The organism is Caballeronia sp. ATUFL_F1_KS4A (assembly GCF_023630905.1).
Classification (GTDB): Bacteria; Pseudomonadota; Gammaproteobacteria; order Burkholderiales; family Burkholderiaceae; genus Caballeronia; species Caballeronia zhejiangensis.
On the sequence record NZ_JALQEB010000010.1, the window covers coordinates 1 to 13,937 of the forward strand.

14 protein-coding genes are annotated in these 13,937 nt (G+C 63.2%); 11 read left to right on the forward strand and 3 right to left on the reverse strand.

The genetic code is table 11. From position 1 onward, the window contains the following. The first annotated feature begins 467 nt into the window (after positions 1-467). The 4 genes from NCS03_RS08900 to NCS03_RS08915 all read left to right on the forward strand — a co-directional run bounded on the left by NCS03_RS08900 (position 468) and on the right by NCS03_RS08915 (position 4,154). Positions 468-1,682 carry a DUF2863 family protein gene (locus NCS03_RS08900; RefSeq protein ID WP_175983165.1) on the forward strand — a complete coding sequence of 405 codons (1,215 nt, stop codon included), beginning with the start codon at positions 468-470 and terminating at the stop codon, positions 1,680-1,682. A 190-nt stretch (positions 1,683-1,872) separates the two neighbouring features. After that, positions 1,873-2,679 carry a helix-turn-helix transcriptional regulator gene (locus NCS03_RS08905; RefSeq protein WP_250439923.1) on the forward strand — a complete coding sequence of 269 codons (807 nt, stop codon included), beginning with the start codon at positions 1,873-1,875 and terminating at the stop codon, positions 2,677-2,679. A gap of 68 nt (positions 2,680-2,747) precedes the next feature. Next, on the forward strand, positions 2,748-3,422 hold the full coding sequence (locus NCS03_RS08910) for a membrane protein (protein ID WP_033535783.1): 675 nt from the start codon (positions 2,748-2,750) through the stop codon (positions 3,420-3,422). Between the two features lie 147 nt (positions 3,423-3,569). Further along, positions 3,570-4,154 carry a BspC domain-containing protein gene (locus tag NCS03_RS08915; protein WP_250434875.1) on the forward strand — a complete coding sequence of 195 codons (585 nt, stop codon included), beginning with the start codon at positions 3,570-3,572 and terminating at the stop codon, positions 4,152-4,154. Between the two features lie 93 nt (positions 4,155-4,247). Here the strand turns inward: NCS03_RS08915 and NCS03_RS08920 are convergent, their stop codons facing one another. Next, a complete protein-coding gene (locus NCS03_RS08920) occupies positions 4,248-5,408 on the reverse strand; it encodes a M14 family metallopeptidase (protein ID WP_008341683.1) in 1,161 nt (386 codons plus the stop codon). Positions 5,409-5,440: 32 nt separating this feature from the next. Continuing rightward, positions 5,441-6,220 carry a peroxide stress protein YaaA gene (gene yaaA, locus NCS03_RS08925; protein ID WP_008341685.1) on the reverse strand — a complete coding sequence of 260 codons (780 nt, stop codon included), beginning with the start codon at positions 6,218-6,220 and terminating at the stop codon, positions 5,441-5,443. 56 nt (positions 6,221-6,276) lie between these two features. Here yaaA and NCS03_RS08930 point away from each other — a divergent pair, with 56 nt between their 5' ends. The 7 genes from NCS03_RS08930 to NCS03_RS08960 are packed head-to-tail and all read left to right on the forward strand — an operon-like array spanning position 6,277 to position 13,435. Next, positions 6,277-6,756, forward strand: coding sequence for a putative toxin-antitoxin system toxin component, PIN family (locus NCS03_RS08930; RefSeq protein ID WP_250529070.1), 480 nt, complete (start codon positions 6,277-6,279; stop codon positions 6,754-6,756). Positions 6,757-6,802: 46 nt separating this feature from the next. Beyond that, a complete protein-coding gene (locus NCS03_RS08935; RefSeq protein ID WP_250529071.1) occupies positions 6,803-7,984 on the forward strand; it encodes a pyridoxal phosphate-dependent aminotransferase in 1,182 nt (393 codons plus the stop codon). A 48-nt stretch (positions 7,985-8,032) separates the two neighbouring features. Continuing rightward, on the forward strand, positions 8,033-9,574 hold the full coding sequence (locus NCS03_RS08940; RefSeq protein WP_008341692.1) for a 3-hydroxyacyl-CoA dehydrogenase: 1,542 nt from the start codon (positions 8,033-8,035) through the stop codon (positions 9,572-9,574). Beyond that, positions 9,571-10,359 carry an oxepin-CoA hydrolase, alternative type gene (locus NCS03_RS08945; protein ID WP_008341693.1) on the forward strand — a complete coding sequence of 263 codons (789 nt, stop codon included), beginning with the start codon at positions 9,571-9,573 and terminating at the stop codon, positions 10,357-10,359. The genes NCS03_RS08940 and NCS03_RS08945 overlap by 4 nt, the downstream gene beginning before the upstream one ends. A 4-nt stretch (positions 10,360-10,363) precedes the next feature. Next, the gene (locus NCS03_RS08950; protein ID WP_008341696.1) at positions 10,364-11,089 is read left to right on the forward strand and encodes a histidine phosphatase family protein; all 726 of its coding nucleotides are present in this window, start codon (positions 10,364-10,366) and stop codon (positions 11,087-11,089) included. A gap of 22 nt (positions 11,090-11,111) precedes the next feature. Beyond that, complete coding sequence (locus tag NCS03_RS08955) at positions 11,112-12,215, forward strand: phosphotransferase (RefSeq protein WP_008341699.1); 1,104 nt, start codon at positions 11,112-11,114, stop codon at positions 12,213-12,215. Further along, on the forward strand, positions 12,212-13,435 hold the full coding sequence (locus NCS03_RS08960) for an acyl-CoA dehydrogenase family protein (RefSeq protein WP_250529072.1): 1,224 nt from the start codon (positions 12,212-12,214) through the stop codon (positions 13,433-13,435). The genes NCS03_RS08955 and NCS03_RS08960 overlap by 4 nt, the downstream gene beginning before the upstream one ends. Here NCS03_RS08960 and NCS03_RS08965 read toward each other — a convergent pair. Continuing rightward, entirely contained in the window at positions 13,424-13,894 is a 471-nt protein-coding gene (locus NCS03_RS08965) for a MaoC family dehydratase (RefSeq protein WP_250521186.1), read from the reverse strand. The genes NCS03_RS08960 and NCS03_RS08965 overlap by 12 nt on opposite strands. Positions 13,895-13,937: the final 43 nt, after the last annotated feature.

Here is a 13,937-nt window from a genome sequence, read left to right on the forward strand (position 1 = left end):
CTATCGCCGATTCCGAAGAACCAGCCGCACTCGCCATCAAGCGCCCACACTTATCGGCTGTTAGTTTTTAAAGAGCACATCGCAAGACAAGCCTTACTTCAACTTCCGTCTTGCGTCGCTGCATCAGCAGCAGAGAAACGAGATTATGAAGAACGTTTCGGTTCGTGTCAACAAGAATTCGAAGTTTCTTTTTCTTGCCGATCCGCGCCCGGAGCCTTCTACAACCTACCCCCGAGCACACCGCCGATACCGCCCTCTCCCGCTTCCTTCGCGTTCATCGAATCGCGAAGGAACGGAATTCTAGTGAGCGAATCCCGACACCGCAAGGGGATGCAAAGAAATTATCGTGGCGCTCCAAGTCACCCTGCACTCTCCTCCGATCGACGTGTTGCAACGCCGCACGATAAAAGCATCGCCCGAGCGACTACAATCAAAGGTTCACCGCACTAATTCACTCTAGTATCTATATGCGCTCGCGAATCGCAAAACGTATTCCCCCAGATGCAGACAAGCTCGTCAGCCTCTCCCTCGCGCTTTTCGCGTCCGGCAGCCGTGTCGAGGACCGCTTCTGGGAAGCTCGCCTCGACACGCTCATCGCCAAACTCGTGCGCAACGGCAATCAGACGACGCTCGACGCCGCGCTCGACCATCTGCAGCAGAATCATCCGGACGCCTACGGCGCGCTCGCCGATATGGCCGAGACGCACAGCGAGTCGTTCAGATTCGACATCGAAGGCGCACCGCATGAAGCCTTGCTCATTGCCGCGCCGGTGCTCGCGTGGACGCGCTACGCGATTCCATCGGGCTCGCTCAAGGGCGATGCCGTCGACGCACTGCGCACGCAGATGCAGGCTCATGTGCTCGCAGCCGATGCCCGGGTAGCCGTCGCGCCCTATCTGTACAGCATCGATCAGTTGCCACGCCACCATGTGGATACGTCGCGCCTCGCGCAACAGTTGCTGCAGACGGTGACGAGCGGCAGCGTCGCACGTCTGAATCTGTCGGACCTCCCGGAAACCTCGCCGATTCTCGCGGACCCGCGATTTCTATTGGCGCTGGTCGTCGTACCGGCCGGTGCGGCGTTCTTTCGCTGGCAGGAAGACGAAAACGGCAGCCGCGTGGAGCGCGGTCAATGCCTCGAACAGTGGGCCGCGCAAGGCGGACCGAGCTTCGCGGCAATTCTGCCGGGCTGCGAGTTCGAGTGCTTGCTTCCTGACGCCTACTACTCCGCCTGCCGCGACGCCGACGAGCAGGTGCGTCCGCACACCGTACGTACCGCCGTCCGATATCTGTTCGATACGCTCGGCACCGCGCCCCAGGACTTGCGCGCGGTCATCGCGGGCTTCGGCGAGCGGCGCATCGACGAATACCGCATCGGCTTTACACGTCGCGGCAGCAACGATGTGATCTACGGCGTCGTGTGGCCGCTCTACGGCCGCGAGAACGGGGAACTCGGAATGGACGAGGATCCGGTCGATCTCGAGGGCGCCAATGGACCGGTGGAAGAAATCGTCGAGTTGCTGAAGAAGACAGGTGTCTCTGACGTACGCCGCCATGCGGGACGCTTCGAACCGGAGTTCTGCGACGACTGCGGCGTGCCGCTCTATGCCGATCCGCTCGGCGAGATCGTCCACGCTGAAATGCCGGAAGACGCTGATCCTGCGCAGCCACATTTCCATTAACGATGCTCGATAGCAGCTATTTACGCCAAAAAGAACCCCGCCGCGTGCGGGGTTTTGTGTATTTATGCCTATGCCATTCGGATAGGGGGCCAAATCACCTTAAATTTGTCAACATACCGACTGGCGCCGATGCAAACCGGCGCCGAGTTCCGAAGCCGGTAGGCGACGGTGTATTGACAAGAGGTGAAGCATGATAATCAACATCATTGGTTCCGACGCAGAACGCCGGGCGGGCCTTAAAACATTGCTGCGCCGCGTTGCGCGCCAAGCGCAATTCATCGAGGCGAAGGATTGGAGACAAGCCCGTTCCGCCTTGAAGCGCTCCTCCCCTGACATGATCGTGATCGACTGGGCGCCCGAACTGCGCACCGGCGACCTGCAGATCCTGCTCGACGACGCCCCAGATGTGCCAGCGGCCATCATGGTCGACCGTTGCGGCGCCGCGCTGGTCTACGCGCTGATGAGCGTCGGCGCAATGGGCGTGATCCCGCGCGCCCTCGATCCCATCCTGATACTCCGCGCGCTGGAGATGGTCCTCGTCGGTGGACATTACATTCCGCCGGACGTGGTCGACCCGGAACTGACGCTTGAGCTCACCAACCGCCGCATTCGAAACAGTGCCAAGCTGCCGAAGATTCGCCATCATCCGACGCTGTCACCGCGACAACAGCAGATCATGCGCTGCGTGCACATGGGCAGCACGAACAAGATGATCGCGAAGACGCTCGGTATCAGCGAAGGCACGGTGAAAATCCACCTTGCAAGTATCTTCCAGCAGCTGGGCGCGACAAATCGCGCGGCCGCGGTCGCGATCTACAACGGCGTGCAGAATTCGCATCTCGAGATTCTGCGCAGCGGAGGCGAGAAACCGGTGCGCGTCGTATCGGGCCAGCCAGGCGTGATTCCGCTGCGCCGGCCGCGGACGCGCTATCCGTCGCTTCTCGACAACGATGCGGCCGCGCTGCCGATGGCCGCCGAGCCTGAATCAACGTTCTAGCAACAAACGAGGCAAACGGGTCCGTCCTTTGCGCACACGTTTTACGCGCAACGAGTAATATGCAAGGCATGGGGTTCTTCTACACACCGCTACCGCTTTGGCTAACCGTCGGCAGCTGGATCGCCGCCGCGGGGCTGCTCGCGCTCGCAATGCTGCAGCGTCCGTTCGCTCGCCTGCAGGACGCCACGCTGCAAAACGTGTGGCTTGGCGTCATCGTCGCGATCTCGGTGCTATGGGCATGCAACGCATGGTTCGATGACGGACCCGTCATCCATCTATTGGGCGCAACGTTGATGGTCACGCTGTTCGACTGGCGGCTCGCGCTCATCGGCACGGCCGCGACCACGGGTCTCGCGGCCGTCGTGCTCGATGCATCGTGGCTGTCGGTCGCGACCACCTATCTTCTCTTCGGCGCAGTGCCCGTCGCTGTGTCGACATTGCTGCAGCGCTTGAGCAACCTATGCTTGCCGCGCAATCTCTTTACCTTCATCGCCGGACACGGGTTCATCACGTCGGCGGTTGCGGTGGCCGCCGCTTGTGGCGCGACCGTCGGGCTCGAGATGGCGCTTGCCGGCGGCCCGGTCATCGTGCCTCCGGCATTCACGCGCGGCTCGCTGCTGCTGGGCGCCGGCGAGGCGCTCTTCACGGGCCTGCTCACCATATTGATCACGGTGTACAAGCCCGCCTGGATCACCACCTATGACGTGCGCCGCTATCGCCTGGACCGCGGCCCGCGCGTCTAGGTTGCGCGAAACGTATCAATTCACTGCTACTGGCGGAGTCGGATATCGGACTCCGGGCGATGGGTACACGCACAAAGTACGATAAGATTGAACTCCCTCCCCACACGGCGCATCTTACTTGCCCGTGTCTTCTTAGCGCCAGACTTGATGGAAAGTAACTTCGCACCGCGCCGGCTCCTGCGGCTCGTCGGCCGGTTGGCGGTATGTGCATCGTTGGCATGCGCCGTGTCCGCTTTTGCCGATTCGCTCGACGAGCGCAACGAACTGATTCACCACTTCGTCACCGATTTCAAAGCCAACCCGCTCGTCGCGGATTGCGCTGCACATGGCAACTTCATCGCCAGCACGTCGTCGGCGTTCGATCACGTCGAATTTCCGCCTGCCTCGTTCGATGCCTCGCATTCCGCGATCGAGCCGTGGAACGATTCGTTCGACGAGAAGAAGCAGCGAATCAAAGTGGACAATGTCGTGACCGTCGAAGGTCAAGGCATGCCGAAGGACGGCGGGAACGATCCCACTCCGCTCAAGTTCCGCTGCGGTTATGTCGGCAGTCAGATGCTCGCTTTCGGCTGGAACGATCCCGTCCCGCCATTGCGCGCGCGCGCTGAACCTCGCTCGACGCACGCCACGAAGGGCAAGCACGGCGCGAAGACGAAGGCGTCGTCGGGTAAGTCGAAGAGCACGTCGAAGTCCTCGACCAAGTCGACGAAAAAGACCACCAAGAAGCACTAGCTCCCTTCGTCCTGCGACGAAGACACGACAAAAAAGGGCGTGGCTGCATGAAGCGGCCACGCCCTTTTCACATCGGCGGCAAGTCGGCGGCGCTCAGGCGCCGAACGCCTGCAGATGCCACAGAATGGCTTGCAGCATCGATGCGCCGAGCGCCGCGCTGCGCGCGCCGTTCCAGCCGACGCTCTCGTCGGGCAGATTCGCGTTGTCCTTGAACGGCATCTCGAGCGTAAGCGACAGGCATTTATACTCGTTGCCGATGTACTTCGATGCGAGCTTGAGCGCATCTGTCTGATACTTGCTCGACTCGTAGCCGTGGACGTCCTGGAAATCCGGGCTCGCCTGCTTGAAGAAATCGACGAACGCCTTCTGCTCCTTCGCCTGCTGCTCGGTGAAGCCCGGCAGCATCTCCGAGCCCGCGACGAACACGTACGGAATGGCTTCGTCGCCGTGGATATCGAAGAACAGGTCGCAGCCCGTCTCCTCGATCGCCTCGCGCACGACCAGCACTTCCGGACTGCGTTGCGCGCTCGGCTCCATCCATTCGCGGTTGAGGTTCGCGCCCGCCGCGTTGGTGCGCAGATTGCCGAGCACGCTGCCGTCCGGATTCATGTTCGGCACGATATGGAAAATGGCCCGCTCGAAGAGCGCGCGCGCCACCGGATCGCCCGCCCAGTCGCCGAAACCGGCGAGACGCTTCACGAGTCCTTCGACGAACCATTCCGCCATCGTCTCGCCCGGATGCTGACGCGCGATGATCCAGACTTTCTTCTTCGGCTCGGCGTCGCCGAAATCCGGGATGCCGAGCGACAGCACCGATATCGGGCGGCCCTGAACCGTGCTGCCGAGCTCGGTCAGCGTCGCGAGCGGCATCTGCTGGACCGCGCCGAGAAACTCCGAGTGGCGCTCTTCGCTGTACGGCTCGAAGTACGCGTAATAGATGCGATCGAAGTCAGGCGTGTGATCGATCTTCATCACCTGCCCGTCGTACTCCGTCGACACGCGGAACCAGTTCACGCGGTCGTAACTGGCGACCGCTTCATAGTCGCGCCAGCCTTCGGGAAACGCGCACTGCGCCGCGTTCTCGAAGGTCATCACGAGACGCTCGCCGCGCGCGCCCGACACGCGGAAATAGAACCATTGCGCGAAATCCGCGTGCGAATCGGGACGAATGCGCAGGCGAATGTCGGCGGGATCGTCGGCGTTGAGGACTTCGATCGCGCCCGCGTCGAAGTTGCTTGAGATAGAGAGAGTCATCTGCGTTTCCTTGCGTGCTTGCCGCGTGGATCTCAGTCCGCGACGCGGCGACGAAATACATAGGTCGTGTCGTTCGATGCTTTTGCATCGAATTTGTAGCCTTCGCTGTCGAAGCCCTTGAGCGCTTCCGGTTCGTCGATGCGGTTCTCGACCGCATAACGCGCCATCATTCCGCGCGCGCGCTTCGCATGAAAGCTGATGATCTTGTAGCGCCCGCCCTTCCAGTCCTCGAACACGGGCGAGATGACCGGAGCCGCCAGCAGCTTCGGCTTGACCGACTTGAAATATTCCTCCGACGCGCAATTCACGAGCACCCGCGCGCCGCGCTGCCTCTGCAACTGCTCGTTGAGCGCCGCCGTAATGCGCTCGCCCCAGAAAGCGTAGAGGTCTTTGCCGCGCGCATTCGGAAACTTCGTGCCCATTTCGAGCCGATACGGCTGCAGCAAATCGAGCGGCCGCAACAAACCATACAGCCCCGACAGCACGCGCACATGATTTTGCGCGAAATCGAGATCGCCGGCAGACAGCGACTTCGCGGCAAAGCCTTCGTACACGTCGCCGTTGAACGCGAGCACCGCCTGCTTGGAATTGTTCGTGTCGAAGGTCTTCGACCAGTCCGCGTAACGCTGGAAGTTCAGCGCCGCGAGCGGGTCCGAAATGCTCATCATGCCGCCGATCTGCTGCGGCGAAAGTTCGCGCAGTCCGTCGATCAGTTCCGCGGCGTCATCGACGAATTGCGGCAGCGTGTGCTTCTTGATATGGGCAGGCGTCTCGTAGTCGAGCGATTTGGCGGGCGAGAGAACGATTATCATGGAGGCTCGCCGGCACGCCGCCGGCGATCATTGGCATAAACCCCTGATTGTATCGAATGGACAATTCCGCCGCGCCGCAGCCTGGCTCCACGCGCGTGGTGCTCGATTCGAATGTGTGGATCGACATCCTCGTATTCGACGACCCCGCCACGCGTCCGATTCACGCCGCACTCGTTGCCCGCACGCTCGAAGCGCTCATCGACGAGCGCTGTCTCAGGGAACTCACGCGCGTGCTCGACTATCCGCAATTCGTGCGAATGGACGTCGACAAGACCGCCGCGCTCGCGAGCGTCGCGCGCCTGTCGACGCTCGTGGCCGCGACCATCGACGAAAACGGGCGTCCGCTGCCCCAATGCAAGGACCGCGACGACCAGAAGTTTCTCGAACTCGCGCACGCATCGGGCGCACAGTGGCTCGTATCGAAAGACCGCGCGGTGCTGAAGCTCGCGCGGCGCGTCGCGCGCGATTTCACGTTTCGCATCGCCGAGCCGAAGCCGTTCGTCATCGAATTCGAGGCACAGGCGGCCATCGGCTGACGGTGTCTTAAAATAGTCGCGAGCCAAATTCAACGCCCATCCGACCATGAACACGACGCACGAATTGCCGCCGACACCGCCCGAACTTTCCTTCCCGTCGCGTCTGCCCAACGTGGGCACGACCATCTTCACCGTGATGAGCGCGCTCGCCACGCAAAAAGGCGCGGTGAATCTCGGCCAGGGCTTCCCCGATTTCGATTGCGACGCCCGCATCGTCGATGCCGTCGCGGCCGCCATGCGCGACGGCCACAATCAATATCCGCCGATGGCGGGCGCCGCGCCGTTGCGCCAGGCGATCGCGCGCAAGATCGACGCGTTCTACGGCCGCGCGTATAACCCCGACACCGAAATCACCGTGACCGCCGGCGCGACGCAGGCGCTGCTCACGGCGATCCTGTGCTGCGTGCATCCGGGCGATGAAGTCATCGTCATCGAGCCAATGTACGACAGCTATGTGCCGTCGATCGAACTCGCGGGTGGCAAGCCGGTGTTCGTGTCGCTCGAAGCGCCCGACTACGGGCTGCCCTTCGACAAGATCGCCGCCGCGATCACGCCGAGGACGCGCCTCATCATGATCAACACGCCGCACAATCCGACCGGCCGCGTGTGGCGCGCGGAGGACATGAAGAAGCTCGAAGAGATCGTTCGCGACACCAATGTGCTGATCGTCTCCGACGAAGTCTACGAGCACATGGTCTACGACGGCGCGCCGCACGAAAGCGTGTCGCGCTATCCGGAGCTGGCGAAACGCAGCTTCGTCGTGTCGAGCTTCGGCAAGACGTTTCATGTGACCGGCTGGAAAGTCGGCTATGTGGCCGCGCCCGCCGCGTTGACGGCCGAATTCCGCAAGGTGCATCAGTTCAACGTGTTCACCGTGAACACGCCGATGCAGATCGGTCTCGCGCATTATCTCGAAGACCCGAAACCGTATCTCGAACTGCCCGCGTTCTATCAGAAGAAGCGCGATTTCTTCCGCGAAGGTCTCGCGAAGACGCGCTTCTCGCTGTTGCCGTCCGAAGGCACTTACTTCCAGTGCGTCGATTATTCGAAGATCAGCGACATGCCCGAAGCCGAGTTCTCGCAATGGCTCACGAGCGAGATCGGCGTCGCGGCGATTCCCGTTTCGGCGTTCTATCACGAGAGCCATGAATCGGGCGTCGTGCGCTTCTGCTTCGCGAAGAAGGAAGAAACGCTCGCACTCGCGCTGGAACGTCTCGCGAAGCTTTGAACCGCGGCGCACGCGCCATAACCGCCACAACGAGGAGTCGAACGGAACATGAGTACGCAAGACTTCAAGATCGAAACGCTCGGCATCGTCGGCAGCGGCGCGATGGGGCGCGGCATCGCGCAGATCGCGGCGCTCGGCGGGCTCAGCGTGCGCATCTACGATACGAATCCGAAAGCGCTCGCTGCGGCGCGCGAGTATCTGTCGGACACGTTCGCGAAGCTCATCGCGAAAGGCAAGCTCAAGGAAGCCGACGCGCACGCGGCGCTCGCGCGCATCCGCGATGCGGGCGACACGGGCGAGCTCTCCGATTGCGACGCCATCGTCGAGGCGATCGTCGAGAACCTCGACCTCAAGCGCGAACTGTTTCGCGAGCTCGAAGCCGTGGTCGGCGAGCGCTGCATTCTGGCGTCGAACACGTCGTCGCTTTCGATCACCGCGATCGCCGCCGGATGCGCGCATCCCGAGCGCGTCGCGGGCTTTCACTTCTTCAACCCGGTGCCGTTGATGCGCGTCGTCGAAGTCATCGACGGACTGCGCGGCGACCCGCGCGCAGGCGACGCATTGATGGACCTCGCGCGCCGCATGGGTCATACGCCCGTGCGCGCGAAGGACATGCCGGGCTTCATCGTCAATCACGCCGGGCGCGGCATGAACACCGAAGGCCTGCGCGTGGCGAGCGAAGGCGTCGCGAGCTTCGCGGAAATCGACCGCATCATGCGCGAGCAGGCAGGCTTTCGGCTCGGACCGTTCGAGCTGCTCGATCTCACCGCGCTCGATGTATCGCATCCGGTGATGGAGTCGATCTATCACCAGTTCTATGAGGAGCCGCGCTTCAAGCCGTCGCCGATCACGGGCACGCGGCTCGCGGGCGGGCTCATCGGGCGCAAGGCAGGCGAAGGTTTTTATCGCTATGTCGATGGCAAGCAGGACGTGCCGCCCGAACCCGCCGCGCCGACCGAACTGCCGACGCGCGTGTGGATCAGCCGCGCATCGCACGAAGGACGCGAGCAAGTGCTGAAGCTGATCGCCAAATGCGATTGCTCGGTGCACATCGACGCGGGCCACACGCCGGAGCCGGATTCGCTCATCATCGTGACGCCGCTCGGTTTCGATGCGACCACCGCCGCGGTCAACGAGCATCTCGATGCGACGCGCGTCGTCGCCGTCGATACGCTCTTCCCGCTCGATACGGTCGCGCGCCGCACGATCATGACGACGCCCGCGACCTCGCCCGAGATGCGCGACGCCGCGCACGCCCTCCTCGCTTTCGACGGCGTGCCGGTCTCCGTGATCCGCGATTCGACCGGCTTCGTCGCGCAACGCGTCGTCGCGACGATCGTCAATATCGGCTGCGATATCGCGCAGCAAGGCATCGCGACGCCCGAGGACATCGATCTCGCCGTGATGCTCGGCCTGGGCTATCCGCAAGGTCCGCTCGCGCTCGGCGATACGCTCGGCGCGACGACGATCCTCACGATCCTGCGTAACATTTGCACCGCGCTCGGCGATCCGCGCTACCGGCCCTCGCCGTGGCTCACGCGGCGCGCGCAGCTCGGACTTTCGCTTACCCATACCGAGGAGCTCAGATGAGCGCCGAACTTCTGACAGACCGTCCCGCGGGCAGCGACACCACGCTCGTGCTCAAGTTGTCCAATCCCGGCGCGCGCAACGCGCTGCATCCGGACATGTACGCGGCCGGCATCGAGGCGTTGAACACGGCGGAGCGCGACAACAGCGTGCGCGCGATCGTGCTGACCGGCGCGGACAACTTCTTCTGCGCGGGCGGCAATCTGAATCGCCTGCTGGAAAACCGCGCGAAGGATCCGTCGGTGCAAGGCGAAAGCATCGATCTGCTGGCGGAATGGATCAGCGCGTTGCGCTCATCGACGAAACCGGTCATTGCCGCCGTCGAAGGCGCGGCGGCCGGCGCGGGTTTCTCGCTCGCGCTCGCGTGCGATCTGATCGTCGCCGCCGATGACGCCCGATTCGTCATGTCGTATGCACGCGTCGGCCTGACGCCCGATGGCGGCGCATCGTGGTTTCTGTCACGCACGCTGCCGCGCACGCTCGCGAGCGAAGTGCTGCTCGAAGCGAAGCCGATCGGCGCGGCGCGGCTGCATGAAGTCGGCGTCGTGAACCGGCTGACGAAGAAAGGCATCGCGCTCGATGCGGCTATCGCGTGGGCCGACGATCTCGGCAGCGTGTCGCCGAAAGCGATGGCGCGCATCAAGTCGCTCATCAACGCCGCCGAGCTGCAGCCGCTCGCCGCGCATCTCGACATGGAGCGCGACAGTTTCGTCGATGCGCTGCATCACGGCGACGCGCTCGAAGGCATCACCGCGTTCCTCGAAAAGCGCCAGCCGAACTATCGCTAAGCTCATGGCTCACTACGAATTGCCGAAGCGCCGGCGCATCTTTCTGATGCGTCATGGAGACGTCACCTATTTCGACGACAGCGGCCGCGCGATCGATCCCGAAAGCGTGCCGCTCAACGAGCGCGGACGCGAGGAAGCGAGCGCCGCGGGCCGCGAGTTCGCCGCGCAGAACGTGCGCTTCGATCGCGTGATCGCGAGCGGATTGCCGCGCACGATCGAAACCGCGCAACGCGTGCTCGACGCGACGGGGCAAAGCATCGACATCGAAGTGTGGCCCGAGTGGCAGGAAATTCGCGGCGGCAAGCTGAAGGATCTGACGGTGTCGGACATCGAGCGCGCGTTTCTCTCGGTGTTCGATGGCGTCGTGCCGGAAGAGACGCAATTCCTCGGCGGCGAAACCATCGGCGAATTGCTCGACCGCGTGCTGCCTGCGGTCGCGCGTCTGCGTGAAGATCGATCGTGGGACACGGCGCTGCTCGTGCTGCACGGTGGCGTCAATCGCGCGCTGCTCTCGCACGCGATCACCGCGGGCGGGCGCGCGTTCTTCGGGCATCTGTCGCAGGCGACGGGCTGCATCAACGCGCTCGATGTCGGCGACAAGCCGGCCGACTGGGTCGTGCACGCGATCAATCATTCGCCGCCCTCGCCGCTGCACGCCGACGTGCGCAATACGACGATGGAACTGCTCTACGCCCAATTCGTTCGCTACAAGGCCGGCGACATGAACTGAAAACCGCAGTCCGGAGGAGACGATGCAGAACAACGAGACGCAAAAGCAGTCCGATTTCTCCGCGTTCGAAGGAACGCGGCCCGTGCAGGACAAACAGCGTTTCGATACCGATGCGCTCGTAGCGTGGCTCGCGGCGAACGTCGATGGCTTCGACGGCCCGTTGACCATCGAACAATTTGCCGGCGGCCAGTCGAATCCGACATTCAAGCTCGTCACGCCCGCGCGCAGTTACGTGATGCGCGCGAAGCCCGGACCCGCGGCGAAACTCTTGCCGTCTGCGCATGCGATCGAGCGCGAGTATCGCGTGATGCACGCGCTCGCCGCCACCGACGTTCCCGTCGCGCGCATGCTCGCGTTATGCGAGGACGAAAGCGTGATCGGCCGCGCGTTCTATGTGATGGAGTTCGTCCAGGGCCGCGTGCTGTGGGATCAGTCGTTGCCCGGCATGACGCCCGTCGAGCGCGCCGCGATCTATGAGGAAACGAATCGCGTGATCGCAGCGCTCCATACCGTCGATGTCGAGGCCGCCGGGTTATCGGGCTACGGCAAGCCGGGCAATTATTTCGAGCGGCAGATCGGACGCTGGAGCAAGCAATACGTCGCGTCCGAAACCGAGAAGATCGACGCGATGAATCGCCTGATCGACTGGTTGCCGCGGCATATTCCCGCGTCCCGCGAACCGAAAGTCAGCGTCGTGCACGGCGACTTCCGGCTCGACAATCTCATCTTTCATCCGGCCGAGCCGCGCGTGCTCGCCGTGCTCGACTGGGAACTGTCGACGCTCGGCGATCCGCTCGCCGACTTCGCGTATCACTGCATGGCGTGGCATGTCGACCCATCGCAGTTTCGCGGCATCGCCGGACTCGACTGGGCGGCGCTCGGCATTCCCGACGAAGCCGCGTACGTGAAACGCTATTGCGAGCGCACCGGCTTCGCAATCGAAGGCGACTGGAACTTCTATCTCGCCTACAACATGTTCCGCATCGCCGCGATCCTGCAGGGCATCATGAAGCGCGTCGTCGATGGCACCGCCGCCAGCGCGCAAGCCGTCGATGCGGGCAAGCGCGCGCGGCCGATGGCCGAACTCGCGTGGACATACGCACAAAAAGTGGGGACAAGCGCATGAACTTCGACTACACGCCCAAGGTGCAGGCGTTGCGCGAGAAGCTGCTCGCTTTCTTCGACGCGCACATCTATCCCAACGAAGGCGCTTACGCCGATGAAATCGCGGCGAATCGCGCGGCTGGCAACGCGTGGATTCCGACGCGCCTCATCGAAGGCTTGAAGGAGCAAGCGCGCGCCGAGGGACTGTGGAATCTCTTCCTGCCCGCATCGGCGCGCGGCGCGGGGCTCACGAATCTCGAATACGCGCCCTTGTGCGAAATCATGGGTCGCGTGCCGTGGGCGCCCGAAGTCTTCAATTGCAGCGCGCCCGATACGGGCAACATGGAAACCATCGAACGCTACGGCACCGATGCGCAAAAAGCCCAATGGCTCGAGCCGCTGTTGCGCGGCGAAATCCGCTCGGCGTTTTTGATGACGGAGCCGGAAGTTGCGTCATCGGATGCGACGAACATCCGCTGCAGCATCGCGCGGGACGGCGACAGCTACGTGATCGACGGCCACAAATGGTGGTCGTCGGGCGCGGGCGATCCGCGCTGCAAGGTGTATATCGTGATGGGCAAGACCGACGCCGACGCGCCGAAACACGCGCAGCAATCGATGATTCTCGTGCCCGCCGATGCGAGCGGCATCACGGTGCATCGGCCGTTGAACGTCTTCGGCTACGACGACGCGCCGCACGGCCATATGGACATCACGCTCGACAACGTGCGCGTGCCCGCGACGAACATGCTGTTAGGCGAAGGATGCGGCTTCGAAATCGCGCAGGGGCGGCTCGGGCCCGGGCGCATCCATCATTGCATGCGTCTGATCGGACTCGCCGAACGCGCGCTCGAGTTGATGACGAGACGCACACTCGCGCGTGTCGCGTTCGGCAAGCCGATCGCGCAGCATGGCGTGACGCAGGAGCGTATCGCCGAGGCGCGCATCATGATCGAGCAGGCGCGGCTTCTGACGCTCAAGGCCGCGTACATGATGGACACCGTCGGCAACAAGGGCGCGCGCGGCGAAATCGCGATGATCAAGGTCGTCGCGCCGAACGTCGCGTGCCAGGTCATCGACTGGGCGATCCAGGCACACGGCGCGGGAGGCGTCTGCGACGACTTTCCGCTTGCTTATGCATATGCATCGGCGCGCACGCTGCGTTTAGCCGACGGCCCCGACGAAGTGCATCGAAATGCGATCGCGAAGCTCGAACTCGGGAAATACGCGTCAGGCGGCTGAAGCGCCTGAATCGACAGGATTGCGCAGGCCGAAAAGCGCGGCGGAATCGACGGTCAGCACGAGCTCGCCGTTCTGGTTGTGCGCTTCCCAGCGCGTCTGCACGATGCCGCGATCCGGCTTGCTCTTCGACACGCGCTTGTCGAGCACGCGCACGGTGAGGCGCACGGTATCGCCGACCCGCACGGGCTTGATCCAGCGGATGTTGTCGAGACCGGGCGAGCCCATCGAGGTCGAACCGCGCAACATGTCGCGCACGAGGATGCCCATCATCGCGGAACAGGTGTTCCAGCCGCTCGCGACGAGCCCGCCGAAATGCGACGCCTCGCCCGCCGCCTCGGAGAGATGAAACGGTTGCGGATCGTAACGCTCCGCAAATCCGACGATCTCCTCTCTCGTGAACGTGTGCGCGCCCAGCGTCACGGCGCTGCCGATTTCGAAATCCTCAAAAGCGTAGGTCATGCGTTCTCCTTTACGTGGCGGCAAATTCTGAAAACGGAGAACA

Coding starts and splice junctions, on each gene's coding strand:
- NCS03_RS08955 (WP_008341699.1), top strand. CDS start 11,112: ATGCAGAACAACGAGACGCAAAAGCAGTCCGATTTCTCCGCGTTCGAA.
- NCS03_RS08945 (WP_008341693.1), top strand. CDS start 9,571: ATGAGCGCCGAACTTCTGACAGACCGTCCCGCGGGCAGCGACACCACG.
- NCS03_RS08905 (WP_250439923.1), top strand. CDS start 1,873: ATGATAATCAACATCATTGGTTCCGACGCAGAACGCCGGGCGGGCCTT.
- NCS03_RS08965 (WP_250521186.1), bottom strand. CDS start 13,894: ATGACCTACGCTTTTGAGGATTTCGAAATCGGCAGCGCCGTGACGCTG.
- NCS03_RS08920 (WP_008341683.1), bottom strand. CDS start 5,408: ATGACTCTCTCTATCTCAAGCAACTTCGACGCGGGCGCGATCGAAGTC.
- NCS03_RS08930 (WP_250529070.1), top strand. CDS start 6,277: ATGGACAATTCCGCCGCGCCGCAGCCTGGCTCCACGCGCGTGGTGCTC.
- yaaA (WP_008341685.1), bottom strand. CDS start 6,220: ATGATAATCGTTCTCTCGCCCGCCAAATCGCTCGACTACGAGACGCCT.
- NCS03_RS08940 (WP_008341692.1), top strand. CDS start 8,033: ATGAGTACGCAAGACTTCAAGATCGAAACGCTCGGCATCGTCGGCAGC.
- NCS03_RS08960 (WP_250529072.1), top strand. CDS start 12,212: ATGAACTTCGACTACACGCCCAAGGTGCAGGCGTTGCGCGAGAAGCTG.
- NCS03_RS08915 (WP_250434875.1), top strand. CDS start 3,570: ATGGAAAGTAACTTCGCACCGCGCCGGCTCCTGCGGCTCGTCGGCCGG.
- NCS03_RS08935 (WP_250529071.1), top strand. CDS start 6,803: ATGAACACGACGCACGAATTGCCGCCGACACCGCCCGAACTTTCCTTC.
- NCS03_RS08950 (WP_008341696.1), top strand. CDS start 10,364: ATGGCTCACTACGAATTGCCGAAGCGCCGGCGCATCTTTCTGATGCGT.
- NCS03_RS08910 (WP_033535783.1), top strand. CDS start 2,748: ATGGGGTTCTTCTACACACCGCTACCGCTTTGGCTAACCGTCGGCAGC.
- NCS03_RS08900 (WP_175983165.1), top strand. CDS start 468: ATGCGCTCGCGAATCGCAAAACGTATTCCCCCAGATGCAGACAAGCTC.